This is a genomic window from Pseudomonas sp. FYR_2 (assembly GCF_043106425.1).
In the GTDB taxonomy this organism is placed as follows: Bacteria; Pseudomonadota; Gammaproteobacteria; order Pseudomonadales; family Pseudomonadaceae; genus Aquipseudomonas; species Aquipseudomonas monteilii.
Genome location: NZ_JBICMM010000018.1, coordinates 286,079 through 303,928 on the forward strand (window position 1 = coordinate 286,079; position 17,850 = coordinate 303,928).

Sequence of the window (17,850 nt, forward strand, 5' to 3'; positions counted from 1 at the left end):
TGCAATGCGTTCGCTGTGCAGTCCGAAAGACCACCTGCTAGACCTTGATGGTATTGAAATAGCGGTCCGCACCTGGGGCGCCGAAGACGGTATTCCCGTATTGGCCTTGCATGGCTGGCTGGACAACGCTGCCTCGTTCGAACGCTTGGCACCGATGCTGGACGGTTGTTTCGTGGTGGCCCCCGACCTGGTTGGTCACGGCCGTTCGGACCATCGCCGCCGCGACAGTGGCTATTACCTCTGGGAGCATGCCGAAGATATGCTGGCGGTGACCGACAGTCTGGGGCTGGCGCAGTTCCATGTGCTGGCCCACGGCATGGGAACCGGGGTGGCATCGCTGCTGGCGGCCATGACCAGCGGCATTGCCAGCATGACCTTCCTCGACGGCATGGGGGCACCGTTCACGGTGGCCGAGGATGACCGCGTGCAGCACCTGGCGCGGGCCTACCGGCTCAAGCGCATGGTGCAGCGCAGCCAGCTGCCGGGGTTTGCCGAGCCAGACCCCGGCCGCTTCGACGACCTGGACACCGCCCTGGCGCAACGCCGCGAACGCCTGGACACCGAGCTGTCGGAAGGTGCCGCACGGCTGCTGGCGCTGCGCGACCTGCTGCAACTGGGCGATGGCTACTGCTGGCGCCACGACCCGCGGCTGGTGCTGCCCGAACCGATGCCGCTGACCGAGCGCGAAGCCTGCGAACTGCTCAACCAGATCAGCTGCCCGTTGTACCTGCTGTTTGGTCGCCAGGGGGCATTCACCGGCGAAGCCTTTACCCGGCGCGAGGCCGCCTTGCCTGGTCAGGCGAAGATTTCGTGGCACCCGGGCGGGCACCACTTCCACTTGGAGACCCCGGACCGGGCGCTGGTCGACCAACTGTTGCGCATCCTGACGCGGCATGAAGGGCGCGTGCTGCAACGGTTGGTTAACGAGTAGCTGATTCTGGTCACGCCGGGCGAAGCTGGGCTATGGTGGCGAACGTATTCGCGCACACGGAACAAGGAGCCCGGCATGCGACCGTTCGCTATCAAGCACATAGACCATCTTGTTCTGCGCGTCAGCGACCTGCCGCGCAGTGTTGCCTTCTACACCGAGTTGCTGGGTTGCGCTGTCAGCCGCGTGCGCGACGACCTGGGCATGGTGCACCTGGCCACGGGCACGGCGATGATCGACCTGGTGACCCTGGACGGCCCGCTGGGCCAGCCAGGCGGGGCGGCACCGGGGGTGGAGGGGCGCAACCTGCACCATTTCTGCCTGCGTATCGAGCCGTTCGATGAGGTGGCATTGACGGCCTACCTGGAAGCCGCCGGGGTCAAGGTTGAGCCCGCAGAGAAGCGTTATGGTGCCGAAGGCGAGGGGCTGTCCCTGTACTGTTACGACCCGGATGGCAACCAGGTCGAGTTGAAGGGGCCGGTGGCGGCGGCGGTATGAGCGCACTGCACAGCCATGAGCATTGGATCGACACCGCCCAAGGCAGGCTGTTCGCTCAGGAGTGGGTACCCCTGCAGGTGCAGGGGGCGCCCATTGTCCTGCTGCATGATTCGCTGGGTTGTGTGGCGTTGTGGCGCGACTTTCCGGTGCAGTTGGCCCACGCCACCGGGCACCGGGTAATCGCCTACGACCGCCTGGGCTTTGGCCGGTCCGACGCACACCCGGGCAGGTTGCGCCTGGGGTTTGTCGAGAACGAGGCGCAGCAAGGGTTCACGGCGCTGCGCGAGTACTTTGGCATTACCGATTTCATTGTCTTCGGTCACAGCGTTGGCGGTGGCATGGCCGTGGCCTGTGCGGCGGCCTTCGCCAGCCAGTGCGTGGGGCTGATTACCGAGTCGGCGCAAGCGTTTGTCGAAGCGCGTACCCTTGAGGGCATTCGTGCCGCCGATCTGCGGTTTGCCGCGCCCGGCCAGCTGCAACGGCTGGAGCGCTACCACGGCAGCAAGGCCGAATGGGTACTGCGCGCCTGGGTGGACAATTGGCTGGCTGAGGATTTTGCCGAGTGGAACCTGGATGCCGTGTTGGCGCAGGTCCGCTGCCCGCTGTTGAGCCTGCATGGCGATAACGACGAGTTCGGCTCGCCAGTGCACCCCGAGCGGCTGGTGGCGCTGGCGGGTGGGCCGGCGGCGATGCAGTTGCTGCAAGAGTGTGGGCATGTACCGCATCGGGAACAGGCTGAGGGGGTGCTGGCAGCGGTCGTGCAGTTTTTGCGGTAACGCTGTTCTTGAAGTGGACGCCGGTTCCGCGTAGCGGCCAAGCATGCGCCGTTCTTTCAAGCGCCCACCTTGCCTAAGGCCTAACACTGGCGGCTCCTGACTGACTGGAGTCGCCCATGCGCACCCTGTATGCCCCACTGTTCTTCTTTGGCTTCATTGCCGCCGCACTGTCACTGGCAGCCCAGCCGTTGTGGCTACTGCCCCTGCTGGCCAGTGCCGTGTTGCTGTCATTTATCTGCGAACGGCTCATCCCCTTCAAGGTTGTCTGGAATCAGGTACAAGGCGAGGGGCGACGTGACCTTTGCCATGCGCTGGTCAATGAATGCCTGACCCTCTGCAGCGTGGCGACCATTCCGCTGCTTGCCACCTGGCTCCCGGGTACGGGGCTTTGGCCTGATCACTGGCCGTTGGCCCTGCAGTTGCTGCTAGCCATTGCGCTGGCCGATCTGGGCATCACCCTGGTGCATTACGCCAGCCACCGCAGCCCGCTGCTGTGGCGGCTGCATGCGGTGCACCACAGTGTCACGCGTCTGTACGGTTTCAACGGCCTGATGAAGCATCCTCTACACCAGTTGCTCGAAACCCTGGGCGGCACCTTGCCGTTGTTGCTGCTTGGCTTGCCCGTCGAGGTGGCATCGCTGCTGGCGTTCAGTGTGTCTATCCAGCTGTTGCTGCAACACAGCAACGTGGACATGCGCATTGGCGGCTTGCGCCATGTGTTCGCCTGGGCGCCGGTGCATCGCCTGCATCACCTGAAGTACGGCAGCACTGGCGACGTCAACTTCGCGCTGTTCTTTCCGCTCTGGGACCGGCTGCTTGGCACGGTCCTGTACCTGCCAGGCTATGCGCTCGCGGACGACGACATGGGCATCGGGGATCGGCCCGACTATCCGCAGGCCTACCTGGCGCAATTGCGCGAGCCGTGGGTGAACGGCGATGCTCATTCACCTGCGGTATTGCCAGCGGGGTTGTGTCAGGCGTTAGCCGACCGTACGTAGACGCAATCCGCACAAGGCGGCCCGGGGGCTGAGGCCGAACTGCCGGCGAACGCTGCGGGTGAAGTGGGCCGAGTCGGCAAACCCTGCCGCCAATGCCGCTTCGGTCAGGCTGGCGCCGCTCAGCGCCCTTTGCATGGCCACACGCAAGCGCTGCCACAACACCAGCCGCCGCACCGACAGCTTCAGTGAACCGCTGAACAGGCGCTCCAGCTGGCTGATCGACAGCGTCGCGGTACTGGCCAGTTCCCGGGCCGGCAAGGCTTGCTCATCGAGCGCGCGGATGCGCTGCAGGGCTTTTCCCAGGCGGGGGTCGAGCCGGCGGCGCGGCCAATGCCCAAGGCTTTCTGCCAGGTGTTCTGCACGGTTGCCCGCGTGCTCGCAGGCCAAGGCAAGTTCTGCCAGGTCGAATGCCAGCGGCTCGGCGAACAGGGTAAGGCACGGTAAGCCATGACTGAGGATGGCATGAGGTTGCTGCGAGGCAATCAGCACCTGCGGGCCGCTGCAGATCTGCTCGCCCACGCGCACCTCGATATCGGCGCCGAGGCCGACAAGCACCTGATGCGCGTAGTGCACATGACGGTCGGTCGTGCCGAGTGTAGAAAGCAGCAGGCAGTGATCGTCAGCCAACCAGATATCGCCTAGCCAGCCCGGTGTAGCCGTATTGTTCATGCTGCCCTCCGCAGTGCGGCCAGGCGGGTGGATATCCCGCCAAACCCGATTATGCTTCAGTTACCTTGCTGCGATCCGAGGCGGCCTGCCTCGTCGTGCTTCGCGCAACCAAAGCAAGCCCCAGGGCCTGGGTGCGACGGTGAAGTGGTTGTGAGGTGCTCCGGCCTGCATGAAGACATGACGGAGGCAACCCATGGCGGTTTTCGACAGCACATCCACGGGCAGTAGCGCGCCCCAACGCGGTATCTCCCGGGAGGAGCGCAAGGTCATCTTCGCCTCTTCCCTGGGCACGGTGTTCGAATGGTACGACTTCTACCTGTACGGTTCCCTGGCGGCGATCATCGCCAAGCACTTCTTTGCCGGGGTCAATGAAACCACCTCGTTCATCTTCGCCTTGCTCGCCTTTGCTGCCGGGTTCGCCGTACGGCCATTCGGTGCCATCGTATTCGGCCGCCTGGGCGACATGATCGGGCGCAAGTACACCTTCCTCATTACCATCGTGATCATGGGCCTGTCCACCGCTGTCGTCGGCCTGCTACCTGGCTACGCCGCAATCGGTGTGGCCGCGCCGATCATCCTGATCACCCTGCGCCTGCTGCAGGGCCTGGCACTGGGTGGCGAGTACGGCGGCGCGGCCACCTACGTGGCCGAGCATGCACCGAAGGGGCGGCGCGGCTTTTTCACCGCCTGGATCCAGACCACAGCCACCTTGGGGCTGTTTCTGTCGCTGCTGGTAATCATGGCGTGCCGCACGGCCATGGGGACCGAGGCCTTCGAGGCCTGGGGCTGGCGGGTGCCATTCCTGCTGTCGATCCTGCTGCTGGCGATTTCGGTGTACATCCGCATGCAGCTCAACGAGTCACCGGTGTTCATGAAGATGAAGGCCGAAGGCAAAGCCTCCAAGGCACCTCTGACGGAGTCGTTCGCCCGTTGGGACAACCTCAAGGTGGTGATCATGGCGTTGTTGGGCGGCACTGCTGGCCAGGCCGTGGTGTGGTACACCGGGCAATTCTATGCGCTGTTCTTCCTGTTGCAGATGCTCAAGATCGAGCCACAGACGGCCAACCTGCTGATTGCCGGCTCGCTGCTGATCGGCACGCCGTTCTTCATCTTCTTCGGCAGCTTGTCTGACCGCATTGGCCGCAAGAAGATCATCATGGCCGGCTGCATTATCGCTGCGCTGACTTATTTCCCGATCTTCAAGGCGCTGACCGAATACGGCAACCCGGACGTGTTCGTTGCCCAGGAGCAGAACCCGGTGGTGGTGGTGGCAGACCCTGGCCAGTGCGCGTTCCAGTTCGACCCGGTGGGCAAGGCCAGATTCACCAGTTCCTGCGACATCGCCAAGAGCCTGCTGGCCAAGCGCGCCATTCCCTACACCAACGAGGCGGCCGAACCTGGCAGCGTGGCGCAGATCCGTATTGGTGAGCGGTTACTGCCGAGCTTTGAAGGCAGGAGCATGGCCGCAGCGGACTTCAAAGTGCAGAGCGAGGCGTTTACTGCAACCTTGAGTGGTGCATTGAAAGAGGCGGGCTACCCGGAAAAGGCTGACCCGGCGAAGATCCACTACCCGATGGTGCTGTTGCTGCTGACCCTTCTGGTGATCTACGTGACCATGGTCTACGGCCCGATTGCCGCCTGGCTGGTAGAGCTGTTCCCGGCGCGTATCCGCTACACCTCGATGTCGCTGCCTTACCACATCGGCAACGGTTGGTTCGGCGGCTTCCTGCCGACGGTTGCGTTTGCCATGGTGGCGGCGACCGGGGATATCTATTACGGCTTGTGGTACCCGATCGTGATTGCCGTGATGACGGCGGTACTGGGGATCTTCTTCATGCCAGAGACCAAGGATCGGGATATCAGCCATACCTGAGATTAATGGGCCGCCTGCGCGGGCCCTTTCGCGGGCAAGCCCGCACACAGGTACAGTACAGCTTTCAAGTCCTGGGCTGTACCTGTGGGAGCGGGCTTGCCCGTGAAAGGGCCGGAACAGGCTATCAATCAATCGAAATAGCCACGCAAGCCAAAGGCATATCCGGTATCCACATCAGCAGCCTGACCCCGACTCCAGCGCTTCTTCAAAACAAACTCGAACGCCGGCTCGTACACACCGTCCCGCACCAGTGCCCCCGCCAGCACCTCCACGTCATACCAGCCATTGTCCAGCTCGATGATCGGCCGCCCCGGCACCTGGTAGCGAGCCATCAGGTCGCCCAAGGTCTTGGGCGTGAAATGCTGCAGGATGCGCCAGGTGTACAGCATCAGCGCACCGTGCTCCACCCGCAGCACGTAGCCATTGCGCCGGTGCTTCAGGCGGCTGCCGGGTTCGCGCAGGGCCGGGGTGTAGCCATCGAGGGTGAAGAGGATGCGATAAGGCAGGTTGTCGACCCCGGCCAGCGGCAGCACGATGCCTTCGCGTACGGCCTGGTCGCCACTGTCGTCATGGGTGAATGCATAGGCAAGGTCGTCGGGCAGCTCATGTTCCTGTTTGAAGCGTTCGAGCAGCTGGATATCGCCAAGCAGAAAGTAATCGACCAGGTCGTTGAGCACTTCGCTGAATTCGTGGCGCATCTGTTTTCCTTGTTGTTGCGCGTGAGGGTGGATTATCAGTGCTTCTGGGCAATCTGGATCAGGTTGCCACACGTGTCATCGAACACGGCCACCGTGACGGGGCCCATGTCGGTGGGGGGCTGGGTAAACTGCACGCCCGCCGCGCAAAGCCGGGTGTACTCGGCCTGGATATCGCGCACGCCGAACGAAGTGGCAGGAATGCCGTCTTGCTTCAGCGCGGCCTTGTACACCTTGGACGCCGGGTGCGCGTCGGGTTCCAACAGCAGCTCGACACCGTTGGGGTCGTTGGGCGAAGTGAGGGTCAGCCAGCGGTGCCGGCCCATGGGGATGTCATGCTTGGGCTCGAAACCGAGTACATAGTGATAGAAGGCCAGGGCCTTGGCCTGGTCGTCGACGAAAATGCTGGTAACCACGATCTTCATTGGCGCACTCCGTATCGCTGAGGCCGTTGGGTATCAGTAAAGACGTTCAGAGATTATTGGCCAGTGGCCGGGTTTCCAGATGGGGTACCGGGTGAGCGGACGATAGAGTCTATCTGGCAAGTTCACCCAACCCAGGAGTAACGTACATGCAAGATGAACCGAAAGCCGAATTGCCAGGTAACGCTGAACAACAGACGCTGGAACATGTGGAGTCTGAAGTGAAACTCTCCAGGCGCAAGCGTGGCGTGGCCCCTGTCGTGGGGATGCCATGTGAATCAGGGTACAAACTTGTTGGGGATGACTGTGCGATGGCGAATATAGACTTCGAGTGATCCGGTGGGGGCTTCAGGTGGCCCCCCTCAAAAAACCTGCTCAAGCCATAGGTAAATCCTTTATCACCCAGCCCCCATTCGCCAGCGCCCAGGGTTAAAGTGTCAGCCATGATCCCTGCGTGCCCATCGGGCACCAAAGAGGTACCCGTGGCTGCCTATACCCTGCGACAACTCAAGTACTTCGTCACCACCGTGGAGGCCGGCAGCGTTGCCGAGGCTTCGCGCCAGCTGTACATCGCCCAGCCGTCCATCTCCACGGCCATCAAAAGCCTGGAGGAAAGTTTTGGTGTGCAGCTGTTCATCCGTCACCATGCCCAGGGTGTGTCGCTGACGCCCAGTGGCAAGCGCTTCTACGCCAAGACCAAGTCGCTGCTGCAGATGGCCCATGAGTTTGAGCAGAACGCCCTGGCCGACAACGACACCGTGGCCGGGCAGATCGACATCGGCTGCTTCGAAACCGTGGCACCGTTGTACCTGCCGCGGCTGATTGCCGGCTTTCGTCAGCGTTACCCGGGCGTGGATATCCGGCTGCGCGACGGCGAGCAGCAGGACCTGATCCAGGGCCTGACGGCCGGCACCTTCGACCTGGCATTTCTCTACGATCACGACCTGGACGGTACCATCGAAGCCGAGCCGCTGATGCCGCCGCAAAAGCCCTATGTGCTGCTGCCGGAAAACCACCGTTTTGCCGGCCAGGCCCAGGTCTCGCTGCGCGACCTGTGCCCGGAGCCGATGATTCTGCTGGACGTAGCCCCCAGCCGCACCTACTTCGTCAGCCTGTTCAACGAGATGGGGCTGACGCCGAACATCGTTTTCAGCTCGCCGTCGATCGAGATGGTGCGTGGCATGGTCGGGCAGGGCTTTGGCTTTTCGCTGCTGGTGACACGTCCGCATTCGGAATACACCTACGACGGCCAGCGCCTGGCCATGCTGGACATTGCCGAGCCGGTGGCGCTGTCAGGGTTGGCGGCGGCGTGGTTGAAGCGGGTGCAGCTGACCAAGCCTGCACAGCTATTCGTGGAGTTCTGTAGGGAAGAGCTGGCGAAGTTCTGAGGCCGGCACGCCATGCCGCCTGATTCAACGGCATGGCGTGCCAGGGTGGTCAAGGATTGACCTGATAGCCGCGGCCTTGCAGGCAGCCGCTGTAGGCACTGGCATGGGCCTGGGTTTTTGCTTCGTCCTGGCCGCGCCTGTCCTGGCGCCGATCCTGACGCTGACGCATGCCACCGACTGCGGCACCGGCGGCAGCCACTTCGCCAGCGCGGTTTTGCCGGTATTGCTGCTTGGCATCGTCACTGGCCCGGTCATACAACGCTTCATGCTGGTTGCCGCGCACTTGCGCGCCCACTGCACCGGCAGCCGCGCCGCGTACCTGAAAACAATAAAGGAGTCTCTGTATCCGCCGTGGATAAATGCCCGGCACGATACCAGGTGTGCAGCCGATCAAGGAGATCATCGATGAACCAGCCCCATGGAACACTCGCCACACTGGCCATGACGGCCACGCTGTTCAGCCTCGCTGCCCAGGCCGGTACCTATCCGGACTATGGCTATGCACCACCCGACAGCTACAAAGGGCCGACATTTACCCTCAGCCAAAGCTACCCGACGTCACCACCCAATGGCGTGCCGGCGTTCTTTGCAAAGCTGCCTGACAAGCGCGACAACAACTTCGAGACATGGCGCCCGTACATGGAGGCGGCGAAGCGCTATTGCCTGGAGGGTAACGTCGAGGCTGACTGGTATGTGCAGCACAACAGGATTCGGCAGTGGTACCACATGCCCTGGCAGCATTACGGGCCGCTGGGGCGTGAGGGCATACACGGGCTGACCAAGGAGGCGCAGATCCAGGTCAAGCAACTGGCCAGCACACAGACGGCGACCGGCCAGACCTATGCCGTGGGTATCTACAACGACATTGGCGCCTACACCCTTGGGCAAGTCTGGAAAGACCCGAACAACCCAGACCCCAGCCATACCGCCCAACCCAACAGCTTTACCAACGGTACGGTGGTGTGCAAGGCGCTGTTCGCCGACATCGACCGCAGCACGGTGCCGTTCCTGGCCAACCCGGTACTGTGGCAGGGCTATATCACGGACACGTTCACCTCGGCCAACCGCAAGCTCAAGGACGTGGCGCTGATCCAGATGGACGTTGCCGTGCGCGACACGCGCATTGCCGAAACCGGGTGGATTTTCGGTACGTTCCAGTACAACGGGGCCATGAGCGGCAAAGCCAGCTGGGACAACCTGGTACCGGTGGGTGTCATGTGAGGCAACGACCCGCAGGTCACCGGTAATGACCACACCAACCCTGAGCCCACCCAGACCCGGATCAACAAGGCGCTGCAACAGACGGCCATCAACGCCAATACCCGAGAGCTGCCGCCCACCCACCTGGGGTGGAACGGCCGCCTCAACGGGCCGGTGGACAACCCCAACAGCTCCTGCCTGAGCTGCCATGCCACCGCCGAGGCGCCGCAAGTGGCGATCATGAATCCGCTGTTCCAGTCCAACCCGCCATCTCCGGGTTCGGACGAGTGGATGAAGTGGTTCCAGAACATACCGGCAGGGCATGCCTTCACCCCGGCTACGCAAAGTACCGACTACAGCCTGCAGATGTCCGGTGGCATGGTTAACTTCTACCAGTGGAAGTGCGACATGAGCGGTATCTATGCGGACGGCAGGAATGCCTGCGCCAAAGTTGCCAGCATGAAGTTGAAGATGGCCACCCCGGGTAGCGCCGCGCAGCAGCAGCCGGTGCAGCGTGTGATACGTGACCCGAGCCTGGAACAGTTGCTGGAGTAACCCTGTGCAAACCTCCGGGTAGCACGTGCCCGGAGGTTTCACGACAAGGTGCGCATGCACCGAACGCATTAAGGTTTTCCCGTCTAGGCTTGCTGACGTAGCTGTGCCCTGCAGGCCTACCCGTGGGAGCCAACATGACCCAGCCCCAAGGTCTGATCATTTGCGAGTACTGCGACACGGTGTATCACCGTGCGACGCTGCGCAAGCATCAGCGCGCCCTGTGCCAGCGCTGTGGCGGCGTGCTGTACCGGCATACGTCCTTGACCCTTCAGCAGAGGCTGGCACTGAGTGTGACCGGTGGCATCCTGCTGGTGTTCGCCAATGCCTACCCGGTGATGACCATCGGCATGCAGGGGCTTACCCATTCGGCGACGTTGTGGGACTCGGTGCAGATCCTCAGCCACGGCAGTATTACCTTCATCGCCCTGGTCATGGCGCTGTCGATCATCGTTGCGCCGGTGCTGCAGATTGCCGTGTTGTGCTGGGTGCTGAGCTTTGCCCTGGCTGGTCAGCGTGCCCCCGGCTTTGCCCTGTGCATGCGCGGGCTGGAGAGCCTGCGGCCCTGGAGCATGCTGGAGGTGTGCCTGCTGGGGGCGATGGTGGCGGTGATCAAGCTGGCCGGGTTGCTCGATGTGATCCCGGGCATCGGTTTGCTGGCCCTGGCCGCGCTGAGCATGCTGATCATTCATATCGCCGGCAAGGACATCCGCGATTTATGGGAGCAGGTATGACTGCCCCGGCCAGCGCTGACGACCTCGGCCTGTGCCTGTGCCATGGCTGCGGCCAGGCGTGTGACCTGAGCAGCGGCGCGCAAACGTGCAACCGCTGTGGCGCTGCCATCCATCGGCGCAAGGCCAAGGCCATCAGCCGCGGCTGGGCGTTTCTGCTGGCCGCGCTGGTGTTTTACATCCCGGCGAACCTGCTGCCTGTCATGCACACCGAAATGCTCGGCAGTGGCAGTGAAAGCACCATCGGCGGTGGGGTGCTGGAGTTCTGGGAGGCGGGGGCCTGGGACATCGCACTGATCATCTTCATTGCCAGCGTGGGTGTGCCTGCCATCAAGTTCTTTTCGCTCGGCCTGCTGCTGTATACCGCCCAGCGTGGTTCCACCTGGGCCTGCCGGCAACGGTCGCAGCTGTACCGCTTCGTCGAGCTGATCGGCTACTGGTCGATGCTCGATGTCATGGTGGTGGCGCTGGTGGCGGCACTGGTGCAGTTGCGCGGGCTGGGCACCATCGAGCCACGGGTGGGCATCCTGTTTTTCGGCATGGTGGTGGTGCTGACCATGTTGTCTGCAATGAGCTTCGATCCACGCCTGATCTGGGATAGCCATGCCAACGAGGGGAGGCCGCACTGATGGGGCAACAGACTGACGAACGTGAGGGGGTGGGGCAGGTTGAAGTGCGCACCCGACGCTGGAGCGTATCGCTGGTGTGGATCGTGCCGATACTGGCCATCCTGATCGGCGCTTCGCTGGTGGTGCGCAACTGGATGCAGCAAGGGCCGGTCATTGCCATTTCCTTCCACACAGGGGAAGGGCTGGTGGCGCACAAGACCCAGGTGAAGTACCGCAGCGTGGTGATTGGTGAAGTGACCACGGTGGAACTGGCCGACGACAGGAAGAGCGTGGTGGCCAAGGTGCAGTTGTCGGACGATGCCCGTTCGTTCGCCACACAGGGCGCGCGCTTCTGGGTGGTGCGCCCGCGCATCGGCGTGGGTGGGGTGTCCGGGGTGGACACGCTGCTTTCGGGCAGTTTCATCGGGGCTGACTCCGGCGAGTCGAACGTGCCGGAAAAGGCCTTTGTCGGCCTTGAACTGCCGCCCCCGATCACATTCGACGAAAAGGGCAAGCGTTTTACCCTGACTGCCAGCGACCTTGGCTCGCTGGACGTGGGCTCATCGATCTACTACCGCAAGATTCCAGTGGGTGAGGTGGTGTCGTTTGCCCTGCAGGACGATGGCAAGGGGGTAGAGATTGGCGTGTTCGTGCAGGCACCCTATGACAGCTTCGTCACCACGGATAGCCGCTTCTGGAACGCCAGCGGCATCGACATGCAGATTGGCGCCAACGGCCTGAAGGTGGATACCGAATCGCTGTCATCGATCCTGGTGGGTGGGCTGGCTTTCGGCTCGCCTGATTTTTCCCCCCAGGCCGAGGCTGCTGCCGACCAGGCCCGCTTCCAGCTGTTTGCCGACCGCGACACCGCGTTGGCACCCCCTAATGGCCAGGCGCAGTATTTGCGTTTGCGCTTCGACCAGGCCATGCGCGGCCTTTCGGTGGGTGCGCCGGTGGAGTTCAAGGGCGTGGAGTTTGGCCGGGTTACCTCGGTCCAGCTTGACTACGATGCCGCCCGCCAGAGCTTTCCGGTGGTGGTCGATGCGGTGATCTACCCGCAACGGCTGGGGCCGGTGCACCGCAAGATGCTCTCGGTGTTCAAGCACGCCGAGGGCGATATGGATGGGGCCAGGCGGTTGATCGGCACCTTCGTCGAACATGGCCTGCGGGCCCAGGCGCGCAGCGGCAACCTGATCACCGGGCAGATGTTCATTTCCCTGGATTTCTACCCGGATGCCCCCAAGGTCGCCTTCGACATGGCCGCCAACCCCATCACCATCCCCACACTGCCGGGTAGCCTGGAACAGTTGCAGGAGCAGTTGCAGCGGGTGGTCGAGCGCATTGCCAAGCTGCCGCTGGAAAGCATCGCCGGCAACCTGGACGGCAGCCTTCGAGAATTGCGCGCCAGCCTCAAACAGTTCAATGGCCAGACGCTGCCGGACGTGAAGGTCGCGCTCGATGAAGTGCACAAGACCCTGCGCACGGCCAACTCGGCCATTTCCGAAGGTTCGCCACAGCGCGAGCGGATGGGCGAAACACTGGATGAGCTGGAGCGCATGTCGCGTTCGCTGCGTGACCTCGCCGATTACCTGGGCCGGCACCCCGAGTCGCTGATTCGCGGGCGGCCAAAGGCGGCCGGCGCCGAAGCGCTTGAACCCTGAGGAGACAGCCGATGCAACGACTGCGCAATGTGTGTGTGGCCAGCCTGCTGGTGTGGCTCGGGGGCTGCAGCAGTACGCCGAACAACTACCACACGCTGATGGCGAGCGAGCCGGTGCGCGACAGCGGGCAGCGCATCCAGGTGACCCGGGTGGTGGTGCCGCCGCAGGTGGACCGCCCGCAACTGGTGGTGCGGCAGGGCCAGAGCGGCCTGGCCATTCTTGAAACGGAATGGTGGGGCGCCAACCTGGTGGATGAATTTCGCAGCGCCTTGCAGGACCAGTTGGGCGGGCCGGCGGCAGGCAGCAAGGCGGCACTGCGGGTGGATGTGCAGCGCTTCGATACGGTGCCGGGGCGCTATGCCTCGCTGGAGGCCGTGTGGCGCCTGAAGCAGGCAGGGCAGGCCGAACTGACCTGCCGCACGTCGGTGCAGACGGCCGCGGACAACAGCATCACCAGCCTGGTGAATGCGCACCAGGCCAACCTGCGCAAGCTGGCCGAGGCGGTGCGGGGGAGTGCCCGGAAAGGCAGTTGCGCTGCATCGGTATGAGTGCCACGCGGGCGGCGCGCTGGCATCCTGGCTTCAGGACTGTGTGGCGCGGCGCAGCGGCACTTCGCGCAGCAGCCAGGACAGTGCAAAGGCCACGCTGGTGATCAGCCCGGCCAGCAGGAATACACCGTGCATCGCAACAGCGACACACCAACGATGAAACCGATCTGCCCGGCGAGCACGAAGCGGACGGGATATCGCAAACCCTGCAGGAGCAGCACAAGGCTGCTCCTGCAGGTGTCGGCTTACTGCCGGGTGCTGGCTGTTTCCTGTGCCTGCTCAGGCTTGTCCAGCGGCAGGTGGTCGAACTCGCGCAAGCCATCCTTGCGGTAGGGGTCGCCGATCCAGCGCTGTGTTGCCACGAACTGCGGGCTTACCAGGCTCTTGGCCGGCTCGAAGCGGTCATAGCTCAGCCCGGCCAGGTCGGACAGGGTATGAATCAGGTGCGAGCTGCTGTACGGGCGGTTGGCCATCGCCTGCAAGTCACGAGGGTGCTCGGCCTGCCAGCTGGGCGAGGTCCACAGCAGGAACGGAATGGTGTACATCGGCCGGGTCGGCGCGCCCTCGTTGCGCCCGAGGCGGTCGTGGTCGCCGGAGCTGTACACGTCTTCACCGTGGTCGGACAGGTACACCAGGAAGCCATTGGGGTTACCGGCCGAGTAGCGCTTGATCAGGCTCGAGACCACGTAGTCGTTGTAACGCACCGCATTGTCGTAGAAGTTGTAGGTTTTGACCTGGTCCGGCGTCAGTTTGCCTGGCACACCCTGGTTGTCGGTGAAGTGCGTGTAGTCGTCCGGGTAGCGGTAGCGGTAGTCCATGTGCGTGCCCAGCAGGTGCACGATGATGAACTTGTTCGGTGCAGGGTCCTGCAGGGCCTTTTCGAACGGCGCCAGCACCACGTCATCGTACTGGCTGGCATTCTGGTTGCGCTGGTTGTTCAGGTACACCGGCGCGTCCGTCTGCTGCGAGAAGGTGGTGAGCATGGTGTTGCGCTTGGTCATGGTCTGCTGGTTGGTGATCCAGAAGGTCTTGTAGCCTGCCTGTTTCATCAGGTTGATCAGCGACGGGTCGGTGAGGAAGCGGTCCGGGTTCTGCTCATCGCCGAAGGTGAGTATCTGCTGCATCACTTCGATGGTGTACGGGCGTGGCGATACCACATCGCGAAACACCGTCAGGCCTTTGTCGCTGGCGGCCAGGGCGTCGAGGTTGGGCGTGGTGTCGCGGTTATACCCGTACAGGTGCATGTGCTCGCGGGTGGTGGACTCGCCCAGTACCAGCACCAGGGTGCGGGGCGCCGTTCCGCTGCTGTCACGCAGGTTTTGCAGCGGCGGCAATGCGGCGTTCTGGGCCAGCAGTTCCTGCATGTTGTCCAGTTGCTGGCGGTACTGCCGGTAGCCGACCAGCAACTGCCAGGGCACGGCGGGTTCCATGCGCTGCTGCACCTTCTCGGCGGCATCGGCGAAATTGCGCTCCTGGGTGACCATCTGCTTGTAGAACGGGTACACAAGGTTGGCTACCAGCAACAAGGCGACCACCGGCAGGCGGCTGCGCAGGGGCAGGCTGACCGGGCGTACGCGTTTCCACAGCAGCACCGCCACCAGCGTGTACAGCAGCAATGCCAGGCCCAGCCAGATGCTGAAGTACTGGCTGAAGTACTCACCGGCTTCGGCGGTGTTGGACTCGAACATTACGAAGATGACGCTTTGCGAGAACTCCTGGCGATAGATGCCGAAGTAGCTCAAACCCACCAGCGATGCCCCCCACAGCACCAAGCCGATGACCGCTGCAGTCGCGCGGGTGAAGCGCGGCACCAGCAGCACCGGGGCCAGCCACAGGCTACTGAGGAAGAGCGCATCACGAAAACCGGCAAACCCGGTCGTTCCGCTGAACAGCAGCAACGCCTGGGTTACACCGGAAAAGTACCAGAAGAACAGCAAAAGCCAGCCCAGGCCGGCCCAGTCCACGCGCTTGTGCGCGGCGGGGGATGTAGTGTGTGACACGTATGCCTCGTCGTACCTTGGTAGCCAGCAGGATTGCTGCGGCCAGAAAGGGTGTGACGCTAATCTGTGGGCTGTGAAAATAACGTCAACGTGGCGAAATGCGCAGGCCGCACGGGTATGATGGCAGCCGCTAAAACGTACTGACAGGCCCTGTGGATATGAACCGTCGTAAGAAGATCAAGCAGCTATTGCAGGCGCATGCCAAAAAGGCCAGTGCCAAGCTGGCACCGCGCAAGCCCAAATACATTTGCAAGGCTGACCGTTTGAAGATGGAAGCCGAGGCAGCGGGGGATGCCGCTAACCTTACTGAGAGCTGATGCCAGAAACGCCTGCCATGGATCAATGCATAAAGCTCTGATTAAGCAGCGATCCTGTGAGAGCGTGCTTGCCCGCGAACACCGGCGAAGCCGGTGCAATACACCGCGTCGTCTTCTTCGCGGGCAAGCCCGCTCCCACAGGGTAGAGAGGCGCCTGCCGGGGCTCGCCGGTCAGCGGCGGTAGTAGCGGTGTTCGTCATAGTGACGCTGGTGCATTGCCCGCTCATGGCGGCGCTCCCAGTCACGGCGGCGTTCCCAGTCCCGCCGCCGCTCCCAGTCCCGTCGGGCTTGCTCGCGCCGCCATTGCTCACGGCGCCAGTCGCTTCTGTGGTCATGCCAGCGGTCGTCATCATGCGCCAACAGCGTGGCCGGCTGTTCGACGGCCATGGACGCCACGCTCGACCAAGGGTTGCCGGCAGGCTGCAACGGTGACTGAACGGCGGGGGCCTGGGCCACCGGGGCTTTCATTTGTGTTGCCGATGCCGAACCCATTGCCGCGAACGAGAACAGGCCGAGCAGCATCAACCTTGCGACATGTATTTTCATGAGCGAAGCCAACCTCTGATAACAATTGAGCCATCTGGCCAGCAGGTGGGGGCGCGGCGTGTCTCACGTTACGCTACCTTTCTGTGCCTCCCTCATAGACACGCAATCAAGAAAAAGTTCGCTGCAGCAACAACTTGTAGAACTTCGATGGCCTATCACCCGGCGGCGGCCGTTGATAGGCACCCAGTCATTCTTCTGCGAACACCTCTCGCAGGTGCGCCTGGTAACTGTCGAACGCGGCAATCGCGCCAGCGACCACTGCGGCTTCGTCCTGCTCGTCCAGCACCAGGCCGTCGAGCCGGGCAACGAACTCGCGCCAATGCAGCGCCCGGCCGTCCGGGTGTGGCGCCAGGTGGCGGGCGCCTTGGTCGCCATCGAGCCCCAGGCGCTGGGTTTGCTTGAACAGAAACGCCGCACCCAGATTCGAACCTTCGCTGCAATATAGCCAGCCCAGGGCCTCGACCGGGTCGACGCAGACTTGTTGAGGGTGCGTGGGCAATGGCAGGCCGAGATCACGCAGGTCGGTTTCGACCGCAGCGAAGCGCGACAGCCCAACCAGCCCCGGCAGGTGCTGGTTGAGCTGCGCATCGTTGTACAACGTCAACAGGCTGCCGTGAAAGCGGTGCTGTACCTGCAGGAAGCGGCCATAGCGCTCGCGGTTTTCGAAAGGGCGTGCCGCCATCACCAGTTGATCGACGCTGTCATGGTCCCTACTGCTGGCTGCTTTCAAGCGTTTGCAGCGGCCGGGCTCCACGAGGGGGGAGGGTGCAGCGGTCATAGGCGTATCCGTGGTGTGAGGGGTATACGCCCATCATGCTTGCCATCCTTGGCCAGCATCAAGCACCACGTGGCTGGCTTGGCCGAGGGTGGTGGCCCGATATCGCCAGAACACACGCCTGATTTACCATGGCAGACGCTTTCACGTTTCCAAGGAATCAGCCATGAGTACTCCCCAGTTCCGCACCCCCACCGCCGCAGACGCCGAGCGCTGCTACGCCATTGAAATCGGCGCCTATGAAGGGGATGAGGCGGCCACCCTGGAGAAGATCCGCACCCGCATCGCACAGTACCCACAGGGTTTTCTCATTCTGGAAAACGCGGGTGAGATCGTCGGTTTCATCAACAGCGGCTGCGCCCACGAAGTTGTCATGTCTGATGAAAACTTCAAGGAACTGGTCGGCCACGACCCGGTAGCACCGAACGTGGTGATCATGTCGGTGGTGGTGGACCCGGCACATCAGGGCAAAGGCTACGCCAAACGGCTGATGGAAGCATTCATCGCCCGTATGAAAGCGTCGGGCAAGCAGACCATTCACCTGATGTGCAAAGAGCAGCATGTGGCCCTGTACCAGAAGCTGGGCTACCGGTATGTGAAGCCGTCACCGTCGGACCATGGCGGCATGGCCTGGCACGAGATGATCATGGGCCTGTAAGCGAGGA

19 protein-coding genes and 2 pseudogenes are annotated in these 17,850 nt (G+C 62.9%); 14 read left to right on the forward strand and 7 right to left on the reverse strand.

Annotated features, from left to right (window positions below):
- Nucleotides 1–4: 4 nt before the first annotated feature.
- The 4 genes from ACF8R4_RS08945 to ACF8R4_RS08960 all read left to right on the forward strand — a co-directional run bounded on the left by ACF8R4_RS08945 (nucleotide 5) and on the right by ACF8R4_RS08960 (nucleotide 3,200).
- A complete protein-coding gene (locus ACF8R4_RS08945; protein WP_060497189.1) occupies nucleotides 5–931 on the forward strand; it encodes an alpha/beta fold hydrolase in 927 nt (308 codons plus the stop codon).
- A gap of 75 nt (nucleotides 932–1,006) precedes the next feature.
- Nucleotides 1,007–1,426, forward strand: coding sequence for a VOC family protein (locus tag ACF8R4_RS08950; protein WP_060497188.1), 420 nt, complete (start codon nucleotides 1,007–1,009; stop codon nucleotides 1,424–1,426).
- Nucleotides 1,423–2,202, forward strand: a complete 780-nt coding sequence (locus tag ACF8R4_RS08955) for an alpha/beta fold hydrolase (protein ID WP_060497187.1) — start codon at nucleotides 1,423–1,425, stop codon at nucleotides 2,200–2,202. The genes ACF8R4_RS08950 and ACF8R4_RS08955 overlap by 4 nt, the downstream gene beginning before the upstream one ends.
- A 116-nt stretch (nucleotides 2,203–2,318) precedes the next feature.
- A complete protein-coding gene (locus ACF8R4_RS08960) occupies nucleotides 2,319–3,200 on the forward strand; it encodes a sterol desaturase family protein (RefSeq protein ID WP_104834534.1) in 882 nt (293 codons plus the stop codon).
- Here ACF8R4_RS08960 and ACF8R4_RS08965 read toward each other — a convergent pair.
- Nucleotides 3,183–3,869: a helix-turn-helix domain-containing protein gene (locus ACF8R4_RS08965; protein ID WP_060497185.1), complete on the reverse strand. Its 687-nt coding sequence runs from the start codon at nucleotides 3,867–3,869 to the stop codon at nucleotides 3,183–3,185. The genes ACF8R4_RS08960 and ACF8R4_RS08965 overlap by 18 nt on opposite strands.
- 193 nt (nucleotides 3,870–4,062) lie before the next feature.
- On the opposite strand from ACF8R4_RS08965, the gene ACF8R4_RS08970 reads away from it, so the two are divergent.
- Nucleotides 4,063–5,742, forward strand: coding sequence for an MFS transporter (locus tag ACF8R4_RS08970; protein ID WP_060497184.1), 1,680 nt, complete (start codon nucleotides 4,063–4,065; stop codon nucleotides 5,740–5,742).
- A 128-nt stretch (nucleotides 5,743–5,870) separates the two neighbouring features.
- On the opposite strand, the gene ACF8R4_RS08975 is transcribed toward ACF8R4_RS08970, so the two are convergent.
- Nucleotides 5,871–6,440: a hypothetical protein gene (locus ACF8R4_RS08975; RefSeq protein WP_104834535.1), complete on the reverse strand. Its 570-nt coding sequence runs from the start codon at nucleotides 6,438–6,440 to the stop codon at nucleotides 5,871–5,873.
- A gap of 35 nt (nucleotides 6,441–6,475) precedes the next feature.
- Nucleotides 6,476–6,862 carry a VOC family protein gene (locus ACF8R4_RS08980; protein ID WP_104834536.1) on the reverse strand — a complete coding sequence of 129 codons (387 nt, stop codon included), beginning with the start codon at nucleotides 6,860–6,862 and terminating at the stop codon, nucleotides 6,476–6,478.
- A 146-nt stretch (nucleotides 6,863–7,008) separates the two neighbouring features.
- Here ACF8R4_RS08980 and ACF8R4_RS08985 point away from each other — a divergent pair, with 146 nt between their 5' ends.
- Nucleotides 7,009–7,194: a hypothetical protein gene (locus ACF8R4_RS08985; protein ID WP_060497181.1), complete on the forward strand. Its 186-nt coding sequence runs from the start codon at nucleotides 7,009–7,011 to the stop codon at nucleotides 7,192–7,194.
- Nucleotides 7,195–7,341: 147 nt separating this feature from the next.
- Nucleotides 7,342–8,247, forward strand: a complete 906-nt coding sequence (locus ACF8R4_RS08990; protein WP_013972086.1) for a LysR family transcriptional regulator — start codon at nucleotides 7,342–7,344, stop codon at nucleotides 8,245–8,247.
- 49 nt (nucleotides 8,248–8,296) lie between these two features.
- Here the strand turns inward: ACF8R4_RS08990 and ACF8R4_RS08995 are convergent.
- Nucleotides 8,297–8,560, reverse strand: a pseudogene (locus ACF8R4_RS08995) (hypothetical protein); the annotation flags it as partial.
- A 92-nt stretch (nucleotides 8,561–8,652) separates the two neighbouring features.
- Between ACF8R4_RS08995 and ACF8R4_RS09000 the strand changes: the two are divergent.
- The 5 genes and pseudogenes from ACF8R4_RS09000 (at nucleotide 8,653) to ACF8R4_RS09020 (ending at nucleotide 13,547) form a co-directional block, all read left to right on the forward strand.
- Nucleotides 8,653–10,002 (forward strand): annotated as a pseudogene (locus ACF8R4_RS09000) (hypothetical protein).
- 134 nt (nucleotides 10,003–10,136) lie between these two features.
- Nucleotides 10,137–10,733 carry a paraquat-inducible protein A gene (locus tag ACF8R4_RS09005; RefSeq protein ID WP_060497180.1) on the forward strand — a complete coding sequence of 199 codons (597 nt, stop codon included), beginning with the start codon at nucleotides 10,137–10,139 and terminating at the stop codon, nucleotides 10,731–10,733.
- Entirely contained in the window at nucleotides 10,730–11,359 is a 630-nt protein-coding gene (locus tag ACF8R4_RS09010) for a paraquat-inducible protein A (RefSeq protein ID WP_392492249.1), read from the forward strand. The genes ACF8R4_RS09005 and ACF8R4_RS09010 overlap by 4 nt, the downstream gene beginning before the upstream one ends.
- Nucleotides 11,359–12,999 (forward strand): intermembrane transport protein PqiB, encoded by a 1,641-nt coding sequence (locus ACF8R4_RS09015; RefSeq protein ID WP_060497178.1) that lies wholly within the window; start codon nucleotides 11,359–11,361, stop codon nucleotides 12,997–12,999. Before ACF8R4_RS09010 ends, ACF8R4_RS09015 begins: the two co-directional genes overlap by 1 nt.
- Nucleotides 13,000–13,010: 11 nt before the next feature.
- The gene (locus tag ACF8R4_RS09020) at nucleotides 13,011–13,547 is read left to right on the forward strand and encodes a membrane integrity-associated transporter subunit PqiC (RefSeq protein ID WP_060497177.1); all 537 of its coding nucleotides are present in this window, start codon (nucleotides 13,011–13,013) and stop codon (nucleotides 13,545–13,547) included.
- A 245-nt stretch (nucleotides 13,548–13,792) separates the two neighbouring features.
- Here ACF8R4_RS09020 and ACF8R4_RS09025 read toward each other — a convergent pair whose 3' ends face one another.
- Complete coding sequence (locus ACF8R4_RS09025) at nucleotides 13,793–15,547, reverse strand: phosphoethanolamine transferase CptA (protein WP_082426318.1); 1,755 nt, start codon at nucleotides 15,545–15,547, stop codon at nucleotides 13,793–13,795.
- A gap of 158 nt (nucleotides 15,548–15,705) precedes the next feature.
- Between ACF8R4_RS09025 and ACF8R4_RS09030 the strand changes: the two genes are divergently transcribed.
- Complete coding sequence (locus ACF8R4_RS09030) at nucleotides 15,706–15,864, forward strand: DUF2986 domain-containing protein (RefSeq protein WP_082426317.1); 159 nt, start codon at nucleotides 15,706–15,708, stop codon at nucleotides 15,862–15,864.
- A 171-nt stretch (nucleotides 15,865–16,035) separates the two neighbouring features.
- On the opposite strand, the gene ACF8R4_RS09035 is transcribed toward ACF8R4_RS09030, so the two are convergent.
- Together ACF8R4_RS09035 and ACF8R4_RS09040 are read right to left on the reverse strand one after the other, a co-directional pair.
- Nucleotides 16,036–16,386, reverse strand: coding sequence for a hypothetical protein (locus ACF8R4_RS09035; protein WP_104834540.1), 351 nt, complete (start codon nucleotides 16,384–16,386; stop codon nucleotides 16,036–16,038).
- 211 nt (nucleotides 16,387–16,597) lie between these two features.
- Entirely contained in the window at nucleotides 16,598–17,188 is a 591-nt protein-coding gene (locus ACF8R4_RS09040; protein WP_392492251.1) for a biliverdin-producing heme oxygenase, read from the reverse strand.
- A gap of 163 nt (nucleotides 17,189–17,351) precedes the next feature.
- Here ACF8R4_RS09040 and ACF8R4_RS09045 point away from each other — a divergent pair, with 163 nt between their 5' ends.
- Nucleotides 17,352–17,843: a GNAT family N-acetyltransferase gene (locus ACF8R4_RS09045; RefSeq protein ID WP_060497173.1), complete on the forward strand. Its 492-nt coding sequence runs from the start codon at nucleotides 17,352–17,354 to the stop codon at nucleotides 17,841–17,843.
- Nucleotides 17,844–17,850 lie beyond the last annotated feature (7 nt).

Bases quoted from the DNA above. Each gene is read 5' to 3' on its own strand.
- ACF8R4_RS08945 (WP_060497189.1), top strand. From the start codon at position 5: ATGCGTTCGCTGTGCAGTCCGAAAGACCACCTGCTAGACCTTGATGGT.
- ACF8R4_RS08950 (WP_060497188.1), top strand. From the start codon at position 1,007: ATGCGACCGTTCGCTATCAAGCACATAGACCATCTTGTTCTGCGCGTC.
- ACF8R4_RS08955 (WP_060497187.1), top strand. From the start codon at position 1,423: ATGAGCGCACTGCACAGCCATGAGCATTGGATCGACACCGCCCAAGGC.
- ACF8R4_RS08960 (WP_104834534.1), top strand. From the start codon at position 2,319: ATGCGCACCCTGTATGCCCCACTGTTCTTCTTTGGCTTCATTGCCGCC.
- ACF8R4_RS08965 (WP_060497185.1), bottom strand. From the start codon at position 3,869: ATGAACAATACGGCTACACCGGGCTGGCTAGGCGATATCTGGTTGGCT.
- ACF8R4_RS08970 (WP_060497184.1), top strand. From the start codon at position 4,063: ATGGCGGTTTTCGACAGCACATCCACGGGCAGTAGCGCGCCCCAACGC.
- ACF8R4_RS08975 (WP_104834535.1), bottom strand. From the start codon at position 6,440: ATGCGCCACGAATTCAGCGAAGTGCTCAACGACCTGGTCGATTACTTT.
- ACF8R4_RS08980 (WP_104834536.1), bottom strand. From the start codon at position 6,862: ATGAAGATCGTGGTTACCAGCATTTTCGTCGACGACCAGGCCAAGGCC.
- ACF8R4_RS08985 (WP_060497181.1), top strand. From the start codon at position 7,009: ATGCAAGATGAACCGAAAGCCGAATTGCCAGGTAACGCTGAACAACAG.
- ACF8R4_RS09005 (WP_060497180.1), top strand. From the start codon at position 10,137: ATGACCCAGCCCCAAGGTCTGATCATTTGCGAGTACTGCGACACGGTG.
- ACF8R4_RS09010 (WP_392492249.1), top strand. From the start codon at position 10,730: ATGACTGCCCCGGCCAGCGCTGACGACCTCGGCCTGTGCCTGTGCCAT.
- ACF8R4_RS09015 (WP_060497178.1), top strand. From the start codon at position 11,359: ATGGGGCAACAGACTGACGAACGTGAGGGGGTGGGGCAGGTTGAAGTG.
- ACF8R4_RS09020 (WP_060497177.1), top strand. From the start codon at position 13,011: ATGCAACGACTGCGCAATGTGTGTGTGGCCAGCCTGCTGGTGTGGCTC.
- ACF8R4_RS09030 (WP_082426317.1), top strand. From the start codon at position 15,706: ATGAACCGTCGTAAGAAGATCAAGCAGCTATTGCAGGCGCATGCCAAA.
- ACF8R4_RS09035 (WP_104834540.1), bottom strand. From the start codon at position 16,386: ATGCTGCTCGGCCTGTTCTCGTTCGCGGCAATGGGTTCGGCATCGGCA.
- ACF8R4_RS09040 (WP_392492251.1), bottom strand. From the start codon at position 17,188: ATGACCGCTGCACCCTCCCCCCTCGTGGAGCCCGGCCGCTGCAAACGC.
- ACF8R4_RS09045 (WP_060497173.1), top strand. From the start codon at position 17,352: ATGAGTACTCCCCAGTTCCGCACCCCCACCGCCGCAGACGCCGAGCGC.